The sequence below is a fragment of the Paenibacillus sp. An7 genome (assembly GCF_009870785.1).
GTDB lineage: Bacteria > Bacillota > Bacilli > Paenibacillales > Paenibacillaceae > Paenibacillus.
In genome coordinates this window covers 558,644-579,237 of record NZ_WTWX01000001.1, presented here as the reverse complement: position 1 = coordinate 579,237, position 20,594 = coordinate 558,644, and the positions used below count along the sequence as shown (strand labels likewise).

Here is a 20,594-nt window from a genome sequence, read left to right as displayed (position 1 = left end):
AGAGCAAGATGTCAATTAAAGCAGTAATGTTCGACTTGGATGATACCCTGCTGTGGGATGAAAAAAGTGTAGAAGAAGCTTTCTACGAAACATGTCTCTATGCCTCAAAAAAATGCGGTGTAGATCCTCATGAACTTGAAGTATCGGTAAGAGACGAAGCTAGAAAGCTGTATGAATCTTATGAAACATATCCATTTACGAAAATGATTGGCATCAATCCCTTTGAGGGACTATGGGCGAAATTTAATGCCGGGGAACAGCCAGAATTCAGAAAGCTCGAGCAATTAGTACCCGGATATCGCAAAGACGCTTGGACAAACGGTCTTGCGGCACTTGGTGTGAATGATAGCGAACTAGGTGCAGAGTTAGCCGACAAATTTGGTAAAGAGAGAAGATCTCGTCCTTATATGTATGATGAGACTCTCGAAGTTCTCACCGAACTGAAAGGTAAAGTGAAGCTGCTGCTTCTCACCAATGGATGTCCTTCTTTACAGCAAGAGAAGCTCGATGGTGTTCCTGATTTGGTCCCTTATTTTGATCACATCATTATTTCTGGGCAGTTTGGTAAAGGGAAGCCGGATGCTTCGATATTTCATCATGCCTTATCCCAGCTTGATGTGTCCGCTGAGGAGGCGTTAATGGTCGGAGACAAGCTGACTACTGATATTAAGGGTGCGCTTTCCGCAGGAATTAAAGCAGTATGGATTAACCGTAATGGAAAAACAAACGACCAATCTTTTAACCCTGATGTTGAAATTAAACATCTTACTGAAATTTACGAACTATTATCATAAAAGAACAACTTTAGATTTTACTTCCATGAACCGCTTGGCTGTTTGATTAAAACAGAAGCGGTTTTCTTTTATCTACATACCATAAAAATCGAAGAGAGGATTTATAAAGATGAGACGATTCATTGTACTACTATGTTCTACGATGATCTTTCTTATGTTATTAAGCGGATGCCAAAAGGAAAAAAACGAATTTACGCAAATGGAATTGGCCCAGCCCATAAACGTAGAACTTGTTGTTCCTGAAGTGGAAGCAGTAACGGTCGCTGACCTTGTACAATTGGAAGCCATCGTTACTCAACAAGATGAATACATAGATGATGCAGACGATGTAACGTTTGAAATTTCGTTAGAAGGCAGTATGGGACTTGAAGTGGCGGCGACATACGAAGGGGAAGGAAAATATACCGCAGTTTATCAGTTTCCGGTTGAAGGAGTATATAAAGTTACTTCTCATGTAACAGCAAGAGGAATGCACTCCATGCCATCGAAACAAGTAGAAGTTACTGGAGAATAGTCATAAAAACCACCCTAGGAGTGATTTCTCAGGGTGGTATATTTGCTTATCATATGAGTTAGGCCTTGATAAAGCTAGGATCTGGGTACGGATCTGCGACCCAGCCGTTCTGCTCAATAAACAATCGAACAGCGATGATTTGTTTGTTATCCATAAGTGTAAAGAAGTGAGGGGTATTTTCAGGAACAGAAATAACATCACCTGGCTCAAGCTCTACGTTGAAGTAGCCTGTTTGTTCGTCACCTTTAATGATAAAGATCCCTTTACCAGAAACGATGGCACGGATCTCATCTTCTGAATGTGTATGAATTTCTTCAAACTTGGCAAGCTTCTCTTCCAGATCAGGAGTGGCTTCTGACAGAGTGATGATATCCCAAATCTGATAACCTCGGCGGGCAGCCAAATCTTTAATTTCGGTATCGTAAACATCTAGGATCTGTTGTTTTTCTTCTTCATTTAATACAAATTTATGATGAAGTTCAGCTGGAAGTTTGGAAGTATCCCATTTTTCAAAAAGCACTTCATATTGTTTGAGGAAGGAACGAACATTATCTTCGCCTGTGATTCTTTCGTTCGTGTTTCGTATTAAGATTTCTGCCATGTATTTTCCCTCTTTTCCACTTGGTTTAATTGATATTATAGCGAATCTTTACCTTTTTGTCGATTGACTTTTTGTCAGTTATCCTAATTATTATCCTAAAAACATTGTTGTGACGCAGTTCTTAGCCTTCCAAATCTTCTTTCATAAAAATACCTTTTCTGCTAAAATTAGACGTAACGTTTGGCGGGAGGTATAGGAGTGGATAAAATCAGTTTGCAAGAGTCATTACAGAAGCGAATATTGATCTTAGATGGTGCTATGGGTACCATGATTCAACAGGAAGACCTGACTTCGGAAGACTTTGGCGGGGAAGAATTGGATGGATGCAATGAAATGTTAGTGCTTACAAGGCCTGACATCATCCAGACGATACATGAACGTTACCTTGAAGCGGGTGCAGATCTTATTGAAACAAATACCTTTGGAGCAACTTCTGTGGTTTTAGCAGAATATGATATACAAGATCGGGCGAGAGAAATCAATCTGATTGCTGCAAAGCTGGCAAGAGCGGCTGTAGATAAATATAGTACTCCCGAGTCTCCGCGTTATGTGATCGGTGCCATGGGTCCAACCACTAAGACTTTATCTGTAACAGGTGGAGTAACATTTAATGAACTTATTGCTACTTATGAAGAACAGGCTCTAGCGCTGATTGATGGAGGCGTTGATGCTCTTCTCCTGGAAACATGCCAAGATACACTGAACGTAAAAGCAGGAAGTATTGGAATTCGTAATGCTTTTGAAGCTCGTAATATAACACTGCCAATTATGATATCCGGTACTATTGAACCTATGGGTACGACCTTGGCAGGTCAAAATATAGAATCTTTTCATGTCTCTTTAGAACATCTGAGTCCCATATCGATTGGTCTCAACTGTGCGACAGGTCCTGAATTCATGAGAGATCACATCCGTACCCTTTCTGCTATGTCAAGCGCTGCAGTGAGTTGTTATCCAAATGCAGGTCTGCCAGATGAGAATGGTCACTACCATGAATCCCCTGAATCTTTAGCTGTGAAAATTGCTGCCTTTGCGGAGCAGGGATGGCTTAACATTGCCGGAGGATGCTGTGGAACCACTCCTGAACATATTCGTGCATTAAAGACCAAGCTGGATTTGATTGAACCTCGTCCGCTATCGGGTACACACCCTCCGGCAATCTCGGGAATTGATCCTGTTTATATCGAACAAGACAATCGCCCTTATATGGTAGGGGAACGGACAAATGTGCTGGGATCACGAAAATTTAAGCGACTCATTGTCGAAGGGAAGTATGAAGAAGCTTCTGAAGTCGCTCGCGCCCAGGTTAAGAATGGAGCCCAAGTTGTTGATATATGTGTACAAGACCCTGACCGTGATGAGGCAGAGGATATGCGGAAGTTTTTAGAGTTGGTTGTGAAAAAAGTGAAAGTTCCGTTAATGATTGATACAACCGATGCTGATGTAATAGATCTATCTTTACAGTACTCTCAGGGTAAAGCTATTATTAACTCCATTAATTTAGAAGATGGTGAAGAAAAGTTTGAAAAAGTAACACCTATTCTACGAAAATATGGCGGAGCGGTCGTGGTAGGTACTATAGACGAGCGGGGACAGGCGATTACCCGTGAAGATAAGCTTGAAGTAGCGAAGCGTTCGTATGATCTATTAGTCAATAAATATCATCTGCGTCCTGAAGATATTATTTTTGATACTCTTGTTTTCCCTGTTGGTACAGGAGATGAACAGTATATCGGTTCTGCTGGAGAGACGATTGAAGGAATCCGTCTGATCAAAGAAGCACTGCCTGAAGCGCATACGATTTTGGGTGTTAGTAACGTTTCATTTGGTCTGCCGGAAGCGGGTAGAGAAGTCCTGAACTCTGTATTTTTATACGAATGTACAAAGGCGGGACTTGATTATGCGATTGTAAACACAGAGAAGGTAGAACGTTATGCTTCGATTACGCCAGAGGATAGAAAATTGGCAGAAGATCTGATTTACCGGACCAGTGACGAGACGTTAGCTGCTTTTGTAGCGGCTTTTCGTAATAAAAAAGTAGAGAAAAAAGAAAAAATCTCGAATCTTTCCCTAGAAGAGCGTCTTGCAACTTATGTAGTTGAAGGCAGCAAAGAAGGCCTTATTCCCGATTTGGAACTCGCGAGAGCGAAATTAAGCCCCCTTCAGATTATTAATGGCCCTTTAATGAAAGGGATGGAAGAAGTCGGGAGACTGTTTAACAACAATGAGCTGATTGTTGCTGAAGTGCTCCAAAGCGCAGAAGTGATGAAAGCTTCTGTATCCTACCTGGAACAATTCATGCAGAAGAACGAAACTTCTGTAAAAGGAAAAATCATGCTCGCTACTGTAAAAGGTGATGTACATGACATTGGAAAAAATCTAGTGGAGATCATTCTAGCTAATAATGGTTACCAGATTGTGAATTTGGGTATAAAAGTACCACCGGAACGAATTATCGAGTCTTTCCGTGAAGAGAAAGTGGATGCAATTGGTCTATCGGGATTACTTGTGAAATCCGCACAACAAATGGTGATGACTGCACAGGATTTACGAAATGCGGGTATTGACGTACCTATTATGGTCGGAGGCGCAGCGCTTACACGCAAATTTACTAGAACCCGGATCAGACCTGAGTATAATGGGATGGTTCTCTATGCTAAAGATGCGATGGATGGTCTTGATATTGCGAATAAACTGATGGATCCTGCGAGCAGAGAAGTAATGGTTATGGAGATGAAGCGAGAACAAGAAGCGGAAGCAACTGCAGCAGATAAAGTAGTCTCTCTTCCTAAACTTACTCGGGTTGAAAGTTCTAAGATTTCAGCAGATGCTCCTGTATATCAGCCACCTGATCTTATAAGACACACGCTTCGTAATTATCCAATTGGACATATTCTTCCTTATGTGAACATGCAGATGCTACTGGGTCATCATTTGGGGCTTAAAGGCAATGTAGAACAATTGCTAGCAGCTGGCGACCCTAAGGCGGTTCAGCTGAAGCAAACGGTTGATGAGATTATGGACCTTGCTGTACGAGATGGGATTATTAAAGCGAATGCCATATATCGATTTTTCCCAGCTCAGTCTAGAGGAAACGAAATTTTTATCTACAACCCAGAAGATCATAGCCAAGTATTACACACGTTTGAGTTTCCACGTCAAAAGGTCGAACCACATTTGTGTCTCGCAGACTTTCTGAAACCCGTAGAATCCGGTACAATGGATTATGTCGGTTTTCTCGTGGTAACCGCAGGACATGGAATTTCGGAACTCGCACAGGTTTGGAAAGAAAAAGGCGATTACTTGAGATTTCATGCTTTGCAGTCGATTGCATTAGAAGTGGCAGAAGGACTTGCAGAACGTATTCATCATATGATGCGTGATACTTGGGGATTCTCAGATCCTCCTGAAATGACGATGAAACAGCGTCTAGGGGCCAGGTATCAAGGAATCAGGGTATCATTTGGCTACCCGGCTTGTCCTGATCTTGAAGATCAAGGTCCTCTGTTTGAACTAATGCACCCGGAAGATATTGGGGTAGAACTGACCGAAGGATTTATGATGGAACCGGAAGCTTCGGTTTCAGCGATGGTGTTCAGCCATCCGGAGGCGCAATATTTTAACGTGGAAAAAGCGTGAAAATGTAGAACAAAGTAAGGAATCCTCCGATCCTAAATCGGGGGATTTTTATCATTCATAGAGTAAGATGAGGTGTAATATTATGGAATTATATTTTTTAGGAACAAATGCAGGCGTACCGTCGCTACAGCGCAACGTAACTTCGATTGCACTGCGTCTGATGGAGGAGCGCCGGTCGATGTGGCTGTTTGACTGCGGGGAAGGCACACAGCATCAATTTTTGAAATCACCCCTTAAACTGAGTAAGCTTGAAAAAATCTTTATTACTCATTTACACGGTGATCATATCTTTGGTTTACCTGGCTTATTGTCAAGCAGAGCCTACCAAGGCGGTGTAACACCGCTTACGATCTATGGCCCCCCGGGGATTCGTAAATACGTGGAGACTTCACTTGCGTTAAGTCAGTCCCGTGTGAATTATGAGCTGAACATTGTGGAACATGAGGGCGGCATTATTTTTGAAGATGATAATTTTGTAGTTGAGTCGGCGTTACTTGAGCATCGAATTGATAGTTATGGCTACCGAATTATGGAAAAGGATCGTCCTGGAAGCATTGATCCTTCGAAACTTGCTGTGCACGGGCTCAAACCGGGTCCTCTTTTTGGAAGACTCAAACGCGGCGAAAGCATCGAACTTGAAAATGGTGTTATCGTTCATCCGAAAGATGTACTTGGCTCACCGAAACCAGGTAAAGTCATTACTATTCTAGGCGATACAAGACCTACCCCAAATGTGGTACCTTTATCGGCAGGTGCTGATGTCGTTGTCCATGAAGCTACTTTCTTGCATGAACTTGCGTCTACAGCCCACGAATATTATCATAGTACAGCCCTTCAAGCTGCTGAGGCGGCAAAAGAAGCGGGTGCAAGCAGTCTCATTTTGACTCATTTCAGCTCAAGATACAAAGATGCAGAACATCTCGAGCCACTGCTCTTGGAGGCACAGTCGGTATTTCCAAATACAAGACTTGCTATGGAACATGAGTTAATCCAAATCTGATTTTATAAGGCTTGGAAACAAGTCACACTGGCAAAATAAGACATGCAATTGTGTGTTATTTCTGCTTTGCAATCCTCTTAAAAAGATTGTACGATGGGCATAATGCTTATTTATATAAGAATAGGAACTTGTCTTTTGAAAGGAGTACTACAGCTATGAATTCACCTAAAGCTTACTTGTTAGACTTAGACGGAACAATCTATCACGGAAAACATCGTATTGATGGAGCAGATTTGCTAATTCAGCATTTAAAAAACTCCAACATACCTTACCTATATGTAACGAATAATTCATCAAGAACACCTGAAGGAGTAGCAGAACATTTAAGATCTCTTGGAATAGAGGCCGCTGGAGAAGAAGTGTGTACATCTGCGGTGGCAGCAGCTGAATATGTAGCTTCTGAATCACCTGGTGCCAAGGTTGCATTTATTGGTGAAGATGGACTGGAGCAAGCACTAATCTCTGCAGGACTTCATATTACCGAAGAATCACCAGAGTACGTAATTCAGGGTATTGACCGTGAATTTACATATGAAAAGTTGACAAAAGCGCTTCGCTGGATTATGGGAGGGGCCAAATTCATTTTAACTAACCCTGATCTACAGCTGCCAGCAGACGATGGTCTGACACCGGGCGCAGGAACTCTGGGAGCGGCTATTGAAGCCGCATCGGGTGTGAAACCTGTCGTGATCGGAAAACCTTCCAGCATTCTAATGAAGCATGCCATTGATCGTCTTGGTCTTCCTGCTAGCGAGGTTGCAGTGATAGGAGACAATATGCGAACTGATATTGCTGCTGGAGAAGCGGCTGGATGTCGTTCCATTCTTGTACTAACCGGAGTGACGACGGAAGCTAACCTAGAGACTCATATGCGCGCGACAGGCATTAAACCAAATGAAATTCATAAAAATCTTCATAATTTGATAACCACCATCTAACTAGAACATAGAATAAACTATTTATATAGCATCAAGGGAAGGAAGAGGTTCATATGCCGGAATTACCGGAGATGGAGAACTACCGAAAGTTATTATCGGAACGAATACTGGATCAATCCATTACGAACGTTACCGTTAGCCGAGAAAAATCAATAAATGTAACTCCAGAAGTTTTTGAAAAAGAACTTGTAAATGAACGCATTGTTTATATCGAGCGCAGAGGTAAACATTTGATTTTTCATATGAGTACGGGTAAAAGACTTGTACTGCATCTCATGCTTGGAGGCATACTTTATATCGGAACAGAACAAGAGCGTCCGAAACGGTCAACTCAAGTCGAGATTGAATTTGGTGAAATCGTTCTTTATTTTATCGGTCTGAGACTCGGTTATCTTCACTTATTGAGTGCTAAAGAGACGGATGAGCTCATGTCTGATCTTGGACCAGAACCTCTTGACTATCGTTTTACGTTAGAAAAGTTCAAAGAACGATTAAAAGGTAGAAGAGGTACGATCAAAACAACTCTTGTGAATCAGCGTGTCATTGCTGGAATTGGGAACTGTTATTCCGATGAAATCGCCTATGCTGCCAGTCTAAGACCTGATACGAAAATCCAAGATGTTCTTCTTAATGAGGATGCTTTATCAAGACTCTATCATGCGATCCAATCTGTGCTGCGGGAAGCGACTGCAGGCGGGGGTTACATGGAAATGCCGCTGTATGCAGGTGACGACTTGACAGGAAAGTATGATGAACAGTGCCGTATCTACGACCGAGAGGGAGAGACCTGCACGAGATGTAATGAGGGGATCATTAATAAAGTGGAGATTACCGGGAAGAAAGCCTTTTTCTGCCCCGTGTGTCAGCATTGAACCCTAACTTATATATAGGTAGTCATGTAAGTACTCGTGGGGGTTATTCGAAAGCAGCTCAAAGAGCATTTGATATGGGAGCCAATGCTTTTCAGTACTTTCCGAAAAATCCTCGAGGACTTCGTGTGAAAAATTTGGATATGGCAGAAGCAATGCGTTGCAAAGCTTTCTGTATAAAACATGGGCTTCGATCTATCGCCCACTCTCCCTATCCTACAAATCCGGCTCTGGGTCCTATCAAAGGGAATAGTCAATATCAAGGAATGGTAGCTTCTTTACAAAATGATCTGCACATAGCGGAAGCTTGTGGTTCAGCGGGTGTTGTCGTTCATTTTGGTCATGTAAAGATCAGTGATCCGCTTGCTGGGTATCGTCATATTATTCAGTTTTTAGACGATGTTCTAACAGGCTGGGAAGGCGAATCTAAAATTTTAATCGAAAATCAAGCAGGGGATCATGGGCCTATGGGCACGACGATCGAAGAAATGGTGCAAATACGTAACTTGTCCCGCTACGCTGAATTGATTGGTTTTTGTTTAGATACTTGTCATGCCTATGCGAGCGGGTTTTGGAACGGTGCAGAAGATCTAGAACTGCTTGAAAAGGGACAAAGTCTAGGTTATTTTGATGCGCTTGTTGCCATTCATGTGAATGACTCGAAGTATGGATATCGTTCTAATAAAGACCGCCATGAACGAGTGGGTAAAGGATATATAGGGGAGAAAGGACTTACCTGGCTGTTACAGCAAAAAGACGTGAAGGGCTCGATATGGGTACTGGAAACGGAAACAGGTGAAGATGGAACTCATCAGGAAGACATAGAGTTAATTCGAACTTGGTTAACTTGAAAGCTGTTTTAGAAAGGTGAGGGGAGAATGAACTTATTTCTGGATGATTATCGAACGTGTCCGCGTGGATTTACCCTTGCAAGGGATGTAGAAGAGTGTAAGCTGCTTCTTATTGAATATGATGTAAATATTTTATCCTTGGATTATGATCTAGGTTATGGAAATCCAACGGGTCTTGATATTGCTTCATTTATCGTGAATAAGCAGATGTATCCGAATGTAATTTATTTGCATACTTCAAGTGATGCTGGACGAAGAGCAATGTATGAATTACTATACATGAATAAGCCAGACCGTACCGAAGTTCATAATGGCCCTATGCCGCAGGAGCTGCTTGAACAAATTGCGCAAACATCGAGAACCAAACAATGAAACCTATTGAACAGAATGAAATTTTGCGAATGGCATGGGAAGGGAAAGCCTTTGCTCTGTATGTGTATACTCCTTTATGTGGCACTTGTCAGGCGGGTTTGCGGATGCTTGAAGTGGCAGAGTATCTCTTGCCAGAAGGGATCCTCTATGAAGCAAATATAGCAGATATAAAGAACGTGGTTCAGCAATATCAGATTACGAGTGTACCTGCTTTACTATTGTTTAGCGGAGAAAAGCAGCTTCCGACTCACATTTATAAAATGGAATCGGCTCAGCATTTGTTGAATCAAATCAGGAGGGTGGTATCTTCATGATTGAGATGCAAAATGTATCACTTCAGCGCGGAGACAAGCTTATACTAGATGATGTAAACATTCAAATGGGTATAAATGAAAACTGGGTCATTTTAGGAAGAAACGGAAGCGGAAAAACGACCATTCTTGAAATGATGATGGGTTACTTGTTCCCTACGAAAGGGAAAGTGAATGTACTTGACTATACCTATGGAGAATGTGATGTCCGTGAAGTCCGTAAAGAAATCGGCTACATTAGTCAAACATTGATAGAAAAGCTGGCGTTAAAAGATCCAGTATGGGAAGTAGTCGCTACCGGAGCTTACGCTTTTTTGCGTTTCTATCAGCACATCCCGGATGAAGTAAAAGAAGAAGCGCATGCCAAACTTGCGGATATCGGATTTGCCCATTTGGCACAGCAGCCTTTTGGAACGTTATCACAAGGGGAACGTAAAAAGGTGCTCCTGGCCAGGTCGCTTATGGCCCGCCCAAAATTGCTGATTATGGACGAGCCCTGCGCTGGTCTAGATCTCTACGAACGGGAGAATATGTTACAGGCCGTAGATAATCTAAGAAAGCAAGATATTGCGATTGTGTATGTAACGCATCATATTGAAGAGATTATGCCCTTATTTACTCATATTGCGCTTATCAAAGATGGGAAGGTCGCTGCGGCGGGTCCTAAAAAAGAAGTACTAACAAAAGAAACAATAATGGAAACGTACGGAATTTCTGTGGAGCTGGATTGGTTTCATGAACGCCCTTGGATACGAGTATGCAGTGGAGGTTAATAAGAATTGAGTAATCAAGAACAGACGGCAGAAGGAATCACAACCCGTTTTATATGTACAGCAAACCATGGATTTGCTCCTTATGCACAAGAAGAACTTCGGAGAATGTTTGGAACCGTAAAAAGTACAATGCTTGTCTCTGGTGAAGTGTTTTTAGCTACTTTGTCAGCACCTCAGGGAGAAGTTACAGAGCTTCTGTACCACACGCCTCCCATTTTTCTGAGGCATTTATTCCCTATTCACTTTGAAGTGGGACTAGCCGATCAAGACCATGCATATGATCAGTTATTTCGGTTTTTACTGAATCATAGTGCACTGCAAGAAGGCACATTCAGTCTGCAGGTAAGAAAAACAGAACAGAGCCATTACGAAGGAACTTCCGGTGCATTTAAACAGCATATCTTACAAGGCATTGAACTTCTCCCTGCGCAGCACGTGGTGCAGGATGCGGACCTTATCGTATCTGTATATCTTACAGAGGAACGTTTGTATGCAGGTGTGTCCTGTGCGGCAGATAACCTGTCGGACTGGAATGGAGGAGCAGTTCGTTTTCAAAAGGAAGAGGGACAGATCTCAAGAGCTAAATTTAAACTGCTTGAGGCTGAAAAGACATTAGGGATTCCTTTCTCATCGTTTCATCATGCAGTAGATATCGGTGCAGCACCAGGGGGATGGACTTCCTTCTTGCTGGAAAGAGGGCTTAAGGTTACCGCAGTTGATCCTGCCAAAATGAATCCCGTTCTTCTTAAGAATCCTAATCTTAAATATGTATCTAAAAATGCGGGAGATGTAAAATTTAAGGAAAATGAATTTGATCTTCTTGTATGTGATATGAGCTGGAGTCCCAAACTGATGGCGAGATTAGTTACCGATTTACTTTACAGCTTAAGACCTGGCGGTACCGCTGTCGTCACTGTAAAGCTAATGCATAAAAAACCAATGGCGCTGATTAAGGAAGTAACCCAAATGTTTGAAGATTCTCGAATGCAGATTCAGCGTGCTAAGCAGCTATTTCACAATCGGGACGAGATTACGTTATATATGATTAAGTATTAAACGATGGTAAAGGACATGTCTATGTCTATATAAACATATGCCTTTTACCTTATAAAAGAACATTTTAAAACAATTTAAAAAGTGCTTTACATTTGGTTCATTTCTGTCATATAATGAATCCAAAATTAACCAGTACGATAAATGAGGGAAAGCATCCCTGTTGTATGGATTTGCAAGTATTGATTGCAAATTCAGCAATAGGGGGCTTTCTCTTTTTTTATGTACATAAGGAGGTCATCATGCGATTTCCTTCGCGTTTAGAAAGAGGTTCTATCCTCGGAGGGAGATACCAGATTGTCAGGAGTATCGGTTCTGGTGGAATGAGTCATGTATATATGGCAGAAGATTTAAGGCTACCCGGTAAGAAATGGGCAATCAAAGAAAGCATGGCGCATCCGGGATATCAAGGGAATGTAGTTACAGAAGCTGAGATGCTGATTGAACTTCAGCACCCTCGTTTGCCGCAGATTGTAGATTTTTTTGAACCCGATGCAAACGGATATACCTATCTAGTGATGGATTATATCCAGGGAATAACACTCACTGAATATCTTAGCAAACATGATTTTACACTTCCCTTTGACAAGATCATTCGGATGATCCAAGAGGTAATGGAGGTTCTTGATTACTTGCACCACCGATCACCGGCCATTATATATCGAGATTTGAAGCCGGGAAACATCATGATCACGGGGGCTGAAGAACTTCGACTTATCGATTTTGGGATTGCTCGTAATTATAAGGAGAATCATCAGCAGGATACAGTGAAACTCGGAACCATTGGATTTGCCTCACCTGAACAGTATGGCAGCGGTCAGACGGATGTAAGGTCCGATTTGTATAGTCTTGGAGCATTATTCTTATATTTGATAACAAGGGGAGCACACAGCGAATGGATACCGGGCGTAGAGCAACTGCTTCGACATGAGGCATTTCGTCCTTATATTCCCATCATCCGGAAACTGCTTCGGTCTGATCCAGGAAGCAGATATCAGTCAGTAGAAGAGCTTAGAGAAGAGATGTTCAAACTATCCCATCGCTCGTTACCTGGCATACAAGAGCAAGGAGCGGTGTTTCCACACGGAACTTGTGTTGTCTCGGTTATAGGCACAGGACCTGGCGTCGGCGTTACTCATACTTCCATAGCCATTGCTCATTATCTGGCTAGATTAAAATGCAAGGTAGCCATTATCGAATTTTCTCAGCGAGCTACGGCTTTTTCGAGAATAGATTCGATAGCTCATGGAGAGGATGGCGTAACAGAAGAACGGCGGATGTTTGAAATATCAGGGGTTCACTATTTTCGCCGAACAAGCAAGAAAGAGGTTCTTCAGCTTTTAAATAGCAATTATCAATATATTGTTCTGGATCTAGGATGTGAACGTCATCCCTATTCTATGGAAGAACTGCAGCGAAGTGATGTACCGATTGTAGTTGGAGGAGCAGCAGAGTGGAAGCAGTCAGATCTCTATTTATTCTCACGAAGTTATGAATCAGCTGTGAAAGCAAAATGGAATTATGTTGTACCTCTCGCCGGAAAAAGCACGGTAGTAAGATTGCGAAAAAACTTAAATTCAAAATATGTATACAGTTTGCCACTACAAATAGACCCATTTGATCAAGAAGATGATGTCGATGAAGCTATATCAGACATACTTAAGAACATCGTTCCCGCGATGAAGAAAAAAAGCTTCTTTTTCAAAAAAAGAAATTAGGAAACAGCACTCAAAGTAAGGGTGTAGATAGGAGTTCACTTGTGTCAAAACTTAGACGACAGAGCAAAAAAATGATTTATGCCGGCCTTGCAGGTGCAGGAGCTGCTAGTCTTTTTCTCGGAAGTTTCATGTTCTACGATTTTTATGCTGACAATGTGAAGAAGAATAAGCAAGAAGCACAGTATGAGATAAAGCTAGGCGAGCTTACACAGCAGTTAAAGGGTGAACAGAAAAATAGCAAGAAAGGTTATGTTGCTGCACGGGATGTGAAGCCGGGTACGTTAATTCAGAATTCGGATGTAAAAGCGATTCAGATTCCTGCTGACCAGTCACCAGCGAATCTAATGGATAATCTAGAAGACATAAGAGGCACATTTGCAAAAATAGAACTAAAAACAGGAACAGTCATTACCGAAGCCATGGTGTACCAAGAAGAACCCACACCAGCTGACCTAAGAAACCGTGAGATTTCAGTCATTAAACTGCCATCTGTATTATCAGCAGGAGAAATGGTCGATGTTCGTATTCAGTTTCCCACAGGTCAAGATTATATTGTTTTATCAAAGAAAAAGGTAGACAAACTAAACGGTTCTACCATGTGGTTCACATTGACGGAGGAAGAGATACTGACCTTGTCGAGTGCAATGGTTGATGCCTACTTACATAAAGCATCGCTTTATTCACTAAGTTATGTAGAACCAGAGTTTCAAGAAAGAGCGATTCCTACATATCCAGCGAACGAAAAAGTACTCCAGCTTATTGAGGTAAATCCCAATATAGTAGAACATGCGGAACAGGCTCTAGCAAAACACTTAAGAGGGACACTAGAAAGTGCACTCGCTTCCTCTCAGACAAACGTAGTTTCAGAATCAATTGAACAGGATCTTTTGACTTCACGAGGTGGAGGTATAAGCTCTTCGGGTGAATCATGGCACACAGATCAAGATATGAACAAGACAAGTTCTGGAGATTTGAGCAAAGCAGACATATGGAAAGAATCTGCGTCTGAAGATCCCGAAAATTCTAAAGAATTTTATGGACCGTTAGCGGAGCAGAATCAAATTTTATCACAGCCAGGAACGAAAGCTCCTTAAGTGAAGGGTGAAGGGCTAACCAATGAAAACATGGATATTTGCAGGTTTGGCAAGCAAAACAGACGTAACATTATATCTTAGTAAGATCCTCGCGAACATGGGTTTTAAAGTACTGCTTGTGGATGGAACCGAATATGAACGCTATAGATATAGCATTGATCCTATCTTTTTACCGGAGTGGATTACTGAGTTTGAAGGATTTGATGTAGCTTGCGGGTTTACAAATTATAAGCGAATGGAAGATTACTTATCTAGTGTGGATGAGGATATAACTCATTATGATTTTATTCTGGTTGATGTTGAAAAGATCGATTTTTTAACAAAAGAAGAGTGGATATCAGCGGATGCAAGACTGTGGGTCAGTACGTATCGTCGGCAGGATCTCGAGAGAGGCAAGGAATGGATTTATAAACTTCAAGAGAGACTACAAGTCGAGGAATTACCGAACTTTTATAAACTTTGGACGCAGATCATGGATACGACAATAGATCAGTATGCGTGGGAATTTTTTAATGACATTCCTATACATTTTCACGGAACACCTGTATCAATTTATTGGAATGAGCTGGATATGGCACTGCAAATTGAAAATGAACATATCAAAAAAATTCGTGTAAAGCCTTTATCTAGACAATATAAGAAATCACTTGCGCTATTGCTTGAACTGCTTACCGGATGGACATTTGCGGAATCGAAAAAAGCCTTATCCCTGATAGAAAGGAAGAGAGCATGAGTATTGTTACTTTTTGGAGTCCATATAAGCGAAGTGGTACCACATCAAACATGATGTCAGTTGCTTATATGATTGGACTATCTGAACGTGTACGTTCCCTTGTCATGCATATGGATTATGCAGGAGAAAGCGGTGAGTTAGGGATGCCGGTTCGCGAGACGAATACCGATTTTGTAATGGATCAGTTATCCACAACGGGCTGGGATGCTATGTATCGTTTGTATTCCAGTGGAAGTTTAACAAAAGAAAAGTTTAGAGATTGTACGATACCTCTTCTCAGGAACCAGCTGGATTTACTTCCAGGGAAATATAGACTCCCTGTTACAGGAGAGTTGGATCTAGGCCCGAAGCAGATATCACCTATTTTTAAAATTGCGAATGCGGCGTATGACCTGATATTACTGGATGCAGGAAACGGAGAAAGTAAGGAGAGAGAGATCATGAAAGATAGTGATGTTGTAGTTGTTAATCTGAATCAGAATATGCGAGAAGTAGAAAGATTCTTCACAAACACGAAGTGGAAGCAGGAATGGGAACAGAAGAAGATCATTATTTCGCTCGGTTTATACGATCGTGATTCTAATTGTACTCCAGCCAATATTAAACGTCGTTTTGGTTATAAAGATCCAATCTTACCGATTCCTTATTGCTCACCGTATAGAGATGCATGGAATCGAAGAGATATCGGTACTTACATTCATCAGACCATAAATATGGATAAGAAGACCGGAGAGATGGGAGAACTTGCTGCGAGTATTCGTGAATTATCCAAATTGATTACGGAGAGTGCTGGTTTACGCAGTATTTTAAAACAGCTCGAAAGAGGAGCATAACAGAGGGAGGGAAGGCGTAATGAATATTTTCCTTCTGCTCATATTGTCTGCCAGTTGTATCTTACTCTTATTCATGAAGTTAAGGAATAACCGAAAAATCACAGAGTCCATCCCTAAGAAAGGGAAGGAAGAAGAAGCAACATTAGAGCATGTGACAGAGTATGTGAAACAGGCGTTACATGAGTTAAGTCATAGTCAATTGGCAGATGCAGGACTGCACGAAGAGGAATATAAGCGGAAAATAAATCAAAGAGCAGAGATGAGAAGAGCACTGAAAGACTGTATATCGGGTAGCCTCAGTGATAAACATTATGTGAAGAAATTAATTGCCGACGTACTAATTCATAGTTATGGACTGACAGAACGTAATATTAATGAAGCCATCCCATTTGACCGTCATGGCGAGTTAAGTATCCAGGATCAATTCGAGATTATATTTTATATTTACCAGCAGCAATTTGGAGTAGAAGCATTATCAAAGCTCATTGATACATATGATTTGGCAGAACTAAGAAGTCAGTCTGAATCAGACTCAGGCGGATATTACGAAATTACTTCAAAAGACATTATATATATTTTTGAGTGTGAGTATCGCGAACTGCATTTTTTAGACAAAGTAAATATTCTCGTACAACGGGTTTATCAGCATTATAAAGGATTCTCGGTTGTTGATGATATTCGGGATCAGCAGATTGACGGGGTGAGTGCTGGGGTGAGCGGAGTATTAGGACATGAGATAAATCCAATTCCCGATATACCGCTTCATATTCTTAAGGAAGATCATGATTACGAAATCGAATCTGAAGTCAGTCGCAGTACAGAAAGTGTTTGGATTTTCTATAAAGGTAAAACGATTCATTTATCATTTTTATCGTTTGGTTCAGAGCGTGAGCTGAAAAGAGTATGTCAGAATATATACAAGTACAATCATCCGGGTCAGTTATCAGAATCCAAAGGATATAAGGTGAATGAAATGAAGGACGGATCAAGGGTTGTAGTCGTTAGACCTCCTTTTTCGGAATCGTGGGCATTTTTTGTTCGTAAATTCGATTTACCGAGTGCGACATTGCCGAAATTAATAACGGGCGCTAATTCAGATATGGTTATCGAACTCATTCGTTACCTTATGAAAGGTTGTAGGATCACATCGGTCACTGGTGCGCAAGGCTCCGGGAAAACAACCTTGTTAATGGCAATGATCGAGCATATTTATCCCTATCATACCCTTCGTGTACAGGAAATGGCTTTTGAACTTCATTTACGAAAGCTGTACAGCAAACGTAATATTTTGAGCTTCCGGGAGACAGATCATATTTCAGGTCAACAGGGGCTCGATCTGCAAAAGAAGACCGACGGGACGGTTAATATCCTCGGCGAGGTTGCAAGTGACGAAGTGGCGGCCTGGATGATTCAAATGTCACAGGTGGCCAGTCTATTTACCGTGTTTACACATCATGCGAAGACCTTTCCTGATTTAATTTTTTCACTGAGAAACTCACTTCTTAAAGTAGGAATGTTTAGACATGAACATATTGCGGAGGAACAGGTAGCGAGTGTGCTTAATTTTGACATTCATCTGAAAAAAGATGCGGATGGAGAAAGATATATCGAGCGGATTACCGAATGTGTCCCAGATCTAGCTTCATCTCGCTCAGGTGGAGAAGCTTTTACTTACCGGAATATCGTGGAGTATCGTGCTGGCATGTATCATATGGTCTCTCCGATTTCGTCACGTAATCATACGGAAATGATCTCGCAGATGAGCAGGGAAGATGCCTCACGGTTCGAACAATTTGCAGCATCCTATTGGGGGAGCAGCCATGTCTCTTAAACAAGTACTATTCATGATCCTGACGATATCCATCCTAGGTCTGGTTATTATTTACGTTTTCTTACAGCTCACGAATCGTAAACATCATTTTTCGCCTTATAGAATGGATAACCAGAAAATTAGGAGTCCCAAAAGTCTCAGGGCTGTCATGAAAACCTTTCTAGTTCAGTCTTATTCTTATGCAGCTAAAGTTCCTGGTGTCGCAGGATATATTCAACTTGTCCGTAAGAAATTGAGTTATCAATACGGAATGAGTGAATACCTGCTGCGTATAGAGACGATGAAATTGACTTTTCTGATATGGTCTACCTTCCTTGTTTCAGGTATCGTTCTCATGATAATTCAGCCTGGCTTGCATTTCTTCCTGTTGTTGTTGCTGGTAGGTATTGTAGTTAACAGTCTATTTCTAGATATGGCAGTCGCTAGACAAGAACGTAAACTTTTATCTGAGATGGTAGAGTTATTTGCAGAAGTCAGGCATAGATACCATCAACATGGCATGGTGGAAGAAGCATTATATGAAGCAGCAGAGGTCTCTAAGGGAGAGGCTGCGAGACATGCGATGCACATTTATGCTGCACTAACATCTGTTCATCCAGATGAAGCTTTGGAACGTTATTATGAGACAGCGCCTAATCGATTTTTAAAAGCATTTGCAGGAATTTCATATATGGTAATGGAGTTTGGAGATCAGGAGGCAAGACAAGATTCCATCTATCTTAAGGGAATTGGAAGTCTAACACAGGAGATTCATCTGGAGATATTACGACTTGCTAAGCTGGATTATTTATTAAAAGGTCTTAACGTGATTAGTCTCGCTCCTGTCTTTTTCACAAAACCGATAGAAGAGTGGGCGAGAAACAGTTTTCCTACGATGAATGAATTTTATGAAAGCAAACATGGATTTATTATTCTGTTGTCTATTTATGTCATTATCATCGGTTCTTATGCTTTATTGCAGCAGATTCAGCGTACACAAGAGACGGGTTACCGGGCAGGGGACCGGAAGCGGATATGGGAAAAGAGGTTGTATGAGTGGAAATGGATGCGGCACTTAGCATCTGCTTTTGGTCCGAAAACGGGTACTAGATCCTATGCATCTCTTGTGAAACTTCTTCGTGATACGAATACCCATCTCAGATTAGAGTGGTTCGAAGTTAGAAGGATTACTTGCTTTATCGGATGTTTTATTTGTGCCGTAAGCAGTGTCGGTATCTTGCATCATATTGAAAGAGAACATATCTTAAATCAGCCTGTTGTGAACTCTACTGTATTTGGAGAATTACCGCAAGCCGAGAAGGAAATTTCGCTTTGGTGGGCAACTCTCGACCAGAGAGTAATGAAAGATTTGAACATGAGTGCGAGCAGTACCTACGAAGAGATTGAGAGTTCCTTGCGTCGTCACTCGGATAAAAAGTTGCTCCAAGAAGATATAAATTCGTCAGCACACCGGATTGCAGAGAAGCTTGAGGCGTGGAGTCATGAAGTCTTCCATTGGTGGGAACTGTTGTCTTGTCTGATCGTAGCTTACATAGGTTGCCATCTTCCTTTGTTGCTTCTTTATACCGAAAGACGCTTCCGCAGAATGGATATGAGGCATGAAGTATATCCGTATCAGACTGTAATTTCGATTCTGCGGGATATGGACCGAATGTCGGTTGAAGAGATACTCGAATGGCTGAATCGTTTCGCCGTAATTTTCAAAACTCCGCTGCAAAAATGCCTTCTTCACTATGAACATGGTCCTGAAGAAGCTTTGGAACAATTAAAGGAAGAAATAACTTTGCCTGAGTTTCAAAGGGTTATAGACAAGCTGATCCTAGCGCTCGGTACGATTACAATAAAGGAAGCGTTCGATGATTTGGATCATCAGATGTCCTTTTATTTTGAACAGAGAAGACAAGAATACGCGAAGACGATCGAGACGAAAGCAGAATGGGGCCGTATCATTGGCTTTACACCGATGTATGCTTTGATTTTTCTTTATCTGGTGCTTCCGCTGATCGTGGTCAGTTTTACGCAAATGAATGTTTATTACGAACAAATTCAAAAAATATAAATGAAAATTAAAATTAGAACTTGGAGGCACTAAAAATGAATAACGCATCTTCCGCATTAAAAGTAGCAGCAGGTATTTTTCTTACCATTGCTTTAATAACGATTGTCGTCATTCTCTTTATTTCTGCTCAGGAGGCAACCAAGACGGCTCAAAATAACTTTGCTGATATTCAGACTGAATTATCACAAACATCGTTTACCGTTTATGACGGAACGACCATCAGCGGATCTCAAGTAACCAATGCACTGCGTAAATTCAAAGGAAAAGACCAATTCGGTATTTACATTAAAACAGGTAAAAATGCAGCAGGTCAGTGGTACGGATATCCTCTTAATGTAACAACAGAGTCTTCCGCATATGGCGAAGTAGTAGCGCCTGAGGGGGCAACATTAGGTGCCGTTGAAAATACATTAAATGAACGTAAAAGCGAGTACGTAAATCCAAGCGGAAGATTTAAAGCTACCGTGGTAAAGGATAGTTCCAACGTAGTACGTGGACTCTTATTTACACAATCATAATTAGATGAAAAGGGGCGAGCAAGCTGGGAGAACATACACGGGACATCCTGTTTTTAAGTGCAGTCATTAGCCTTTGTCTTGCCGCCAGCATTT

The 20,594-nt window shown here is 41.5% G+C and carries 19 protein-coding genes; 18 read left to right on the top strand and 1 reads right to left on the bottom strand.

The window, feature by feature from the left end; genetic code table 11:
* Window positions 1-8 precede the first annotated feature (8 nt).
* Together GQY27_RS02605 and GQY27_RS02600 are read left to right on the top strand one after the other, a co-directional pair.
* Window positions 9-794, top strand: coding sequence for an HAD family hydrolase (locus GQY27_RS02605; RefSeq protein WP_160031936.1), 786 nt, complete (start codon window positions 9-11; stop codon window positions 792-794).
* A 109-nt stretch (window positions 795-903) separates the two neighbouring features.
* On the top strand, window positions 904-1,308 hold the full coding sequence (locus GQY27_RS02600) for a FixH family protein (RefSeq protein WP_160031935.1): 405 nt from the start codon (window positions 904-906) through the stop codon (window positions 1,306-1,308).
* 58 nt (window positions 1,309-1,366) lie between these two features.
* On the opposite strand, the gene mtnD is transcribed toward GQY27_RS02600, so the two are convergent.
* A complete protein-coding gene (gene mtnD / locus GQY27_RS02595; RefSeq protein WP_160031934.1) occupies window positions 1,367-1,909 on the bottom strand; it encodes an acireductone dioxygenase in 543 nt (180 codons plus the stop codon).
* A 198-nt stretch (window positions 1,910-2,107) separates the two neighbouring features.
* Between mtnD and metH the strand changes: the two genes are divergently transcribed.
* The 16 genes from metH (at window position 2,108) to GQY27_RS02515 (ending at window position 20,501) form a co-directional block, all read left to right on the top strand.
* The gene (gene metH, locus GQY27_RS02590) at window positions 2,108-5,548 is read left to right on the top strand and encodes a methionine synthase (protein ID WP_160031933.1); all 3,441 of its coding nucleotides are present in this window, start codon (window positions 2,108-2,110) and stop codon (window positions 5,546-5,548) included.
* A gap of 82 nt (window positions 5,549-5,630) precedes the next feature.
* A complete protein-coding gene (rnz, locus tag GQY27_RS02585; RefSeq protein WP_160031932.1) occupies window positions 5,631-6,548 on the top strand; it encodes a ribonuclease Z in 918 nt (305 codons plus the stop codon).
* Between the two features lie 155 nt (window positions 6,549-6,703).
* Window positions 6,704-7,486 (top strand): 5' nucleotidase NucF, encoded by a 783-nt coding sequence (nucF, locus tag GQY27_RS02580; protein WP_160031931.1) that lies wholly within the window; start codon window positions 6,704-6,706, stop codon window positions 7,484-7,486.
* 53 nt (window positions 7,487-7,539) lie between these two features.
* Entirely contained in the window at window positions 7,540-8,358 is an 819-nt protein-coding gene (locus GQY27_RS02575; RefSeq protein ID WP_160031930.1) for an Fpg/Nei family DNA glycosylase, read from the top strand.
* Window positions 8,355-9,206, top strand: coding sequence for a deoxyribonuclease IV (locus GQY27_RS02570; protein ID WP_160031929.1), 852 nt, complete (start codon window positions 8,355-8,357; stop codon window positions 9,204-9,206). The genes GQY27_RS02575 and GQY27_RS02570 overlap by 4 nt, the downstream gene beginning before the upstream one ends.
* Window positions 9,207-9,233: 27 nt before the next feature.
* On the top strand, window positions 9,234-9,578 hold the full coding sequence (locus GQY27_RS02565; protein WP_160031928.1) for a cyclic-phosphate processing receiver domain-containing protein: 345 nt from the start codon (window positions 9,234-9,236) through the stop codon (window positions 9,576-9,578).
* Entirely contained in the window at window positions 9,575-9,892 is a 318-nt protein-coding gene (locus GQY27_RS02560) for a thioredoxin family protein (protein WP_160031927.1), read from the top strand. Before GQY27_RS02565 ends, GQY27_RS02560 begins: the two co-directional genes overlap by 4 nt.
* Window positions 9,889-10,662: an ABC transporter ATP-binding protein gene (locus tag GQY27_RS02555; RefSeq protein ID WP_160031926.1), complete on the top strand. Its 774-nt coding sequence runs from the start codon at window positions 9,889-9,891 to the stop codon at window positions 10,660-10,662. The genes GQY27_RS02560 and GQY27_RS02555 overlap by 4 nt, the downstream gene beginning before the upstream one ends.
* 6 nt (window positions 10,663-10,668) lie before the next feature.
* The gene (locus GQY27_RS02550) at window positions 10,669-11,718 is read left to right on the top strand and encodes a 23S rRNA (cytidine(2498)-2'-O)-methyltransferase RlmM (protein WP_201450661.1); all 1,050 of its coding nucleotides are present in this window, start codon (window positions 10,669-10,671) and stop codon (window positions 11,716-11,718) included.
* Window positions 11,719-11,957: 239 nt separating this feature from the next.
* Window positions 11,958-13,433, top strand: coding sequence for a protein kinase domain-containing protein (locus GQY27_RS02545; RefSeq protein WP_328802934.1), 1,476 nt, complete (start codon window positions 11,958-11,960; stop codon window positions 13,431-13,433).
* A 41-nt stretch (window positions 13,434-13,474) separates the two neighbouring features.
* Window positions 13,475-14,527 (top strand): SAF domain-containing protein, encoded by a 1,053-nt coding sequence (locus GQY27_RS02540; protein ID WP_160031925.1) that lies wholly within the window; start codon window positions 13,475-13,477, stop codon window positions 14,525-14,527.
* A 22-nt stretch (window positions 14,528-14,549) separates the two neighbouring features.
* Window positions 14,550-15,260, top strand: a complete 711-nt coding sequence (locus GQY27_RS02535) for a ParA family protein (protein ID WP_160031924.1) — start codon at window positions 14,550-14,552, stop codon at window positions 15,258-15,260.
* Window positions 15,257-16,093 carry a hypothetical protein gene (locus GQY27_RS02530; RefSeq protein WP_160031923.1) on the top strand — a complete coding sequence of 279 codons (837 nt, stop codon included), beginning with the start codon at window positions 15,257-15,259 and terminating at the stop codon, window positions 16,091-16,093. Before GQY27_RS02535 ends, GQY27_RS02530 begins: the two co-directional genes overlap by 4 nt.
* A 19-nt stretch (window positions 16,094-16,112) precedes the next feature.
* Window positions 16,113-17,924 (top strand): ATPase, T2SS/T4P/T4SS family, encoded by a 1,812-nt coding sequence (locus GQY27_RS02525; protein ID WP_160031922.1) that lies wholly within the window; start codon window positions 16,113-16,115, stop codon window positions 17,922-17,924.
* Window positions 17,914-19,983, top strand: coding sequence for a hypothetical protein (locus GQY27_RS02520; RefSeq protein WP_160031921.1), 2,070 nt, complete (start codon window positions 17,914-17,916; stop codon window positions 19,981-19,983). Before GQY27_RS02525 ends, GQY27_RS02520 begins: the two co-directional genes overlap by 11 nt.
* Before the next feature lie 35 nt (window positions 19,984-20,018).
* Complete coding sequence (locus GQY27_RS02515) at window positions 20,019-20,501, top strand: ABC transporter permease (RefSeq protein ID WP_160031920.1); 483 nt, start codon at window positions 20,019-20,021, stop codon at window positions 20,499-20,501.
* Window positions 20,502-20,594 lie beyond the last annotated feature (93 nt).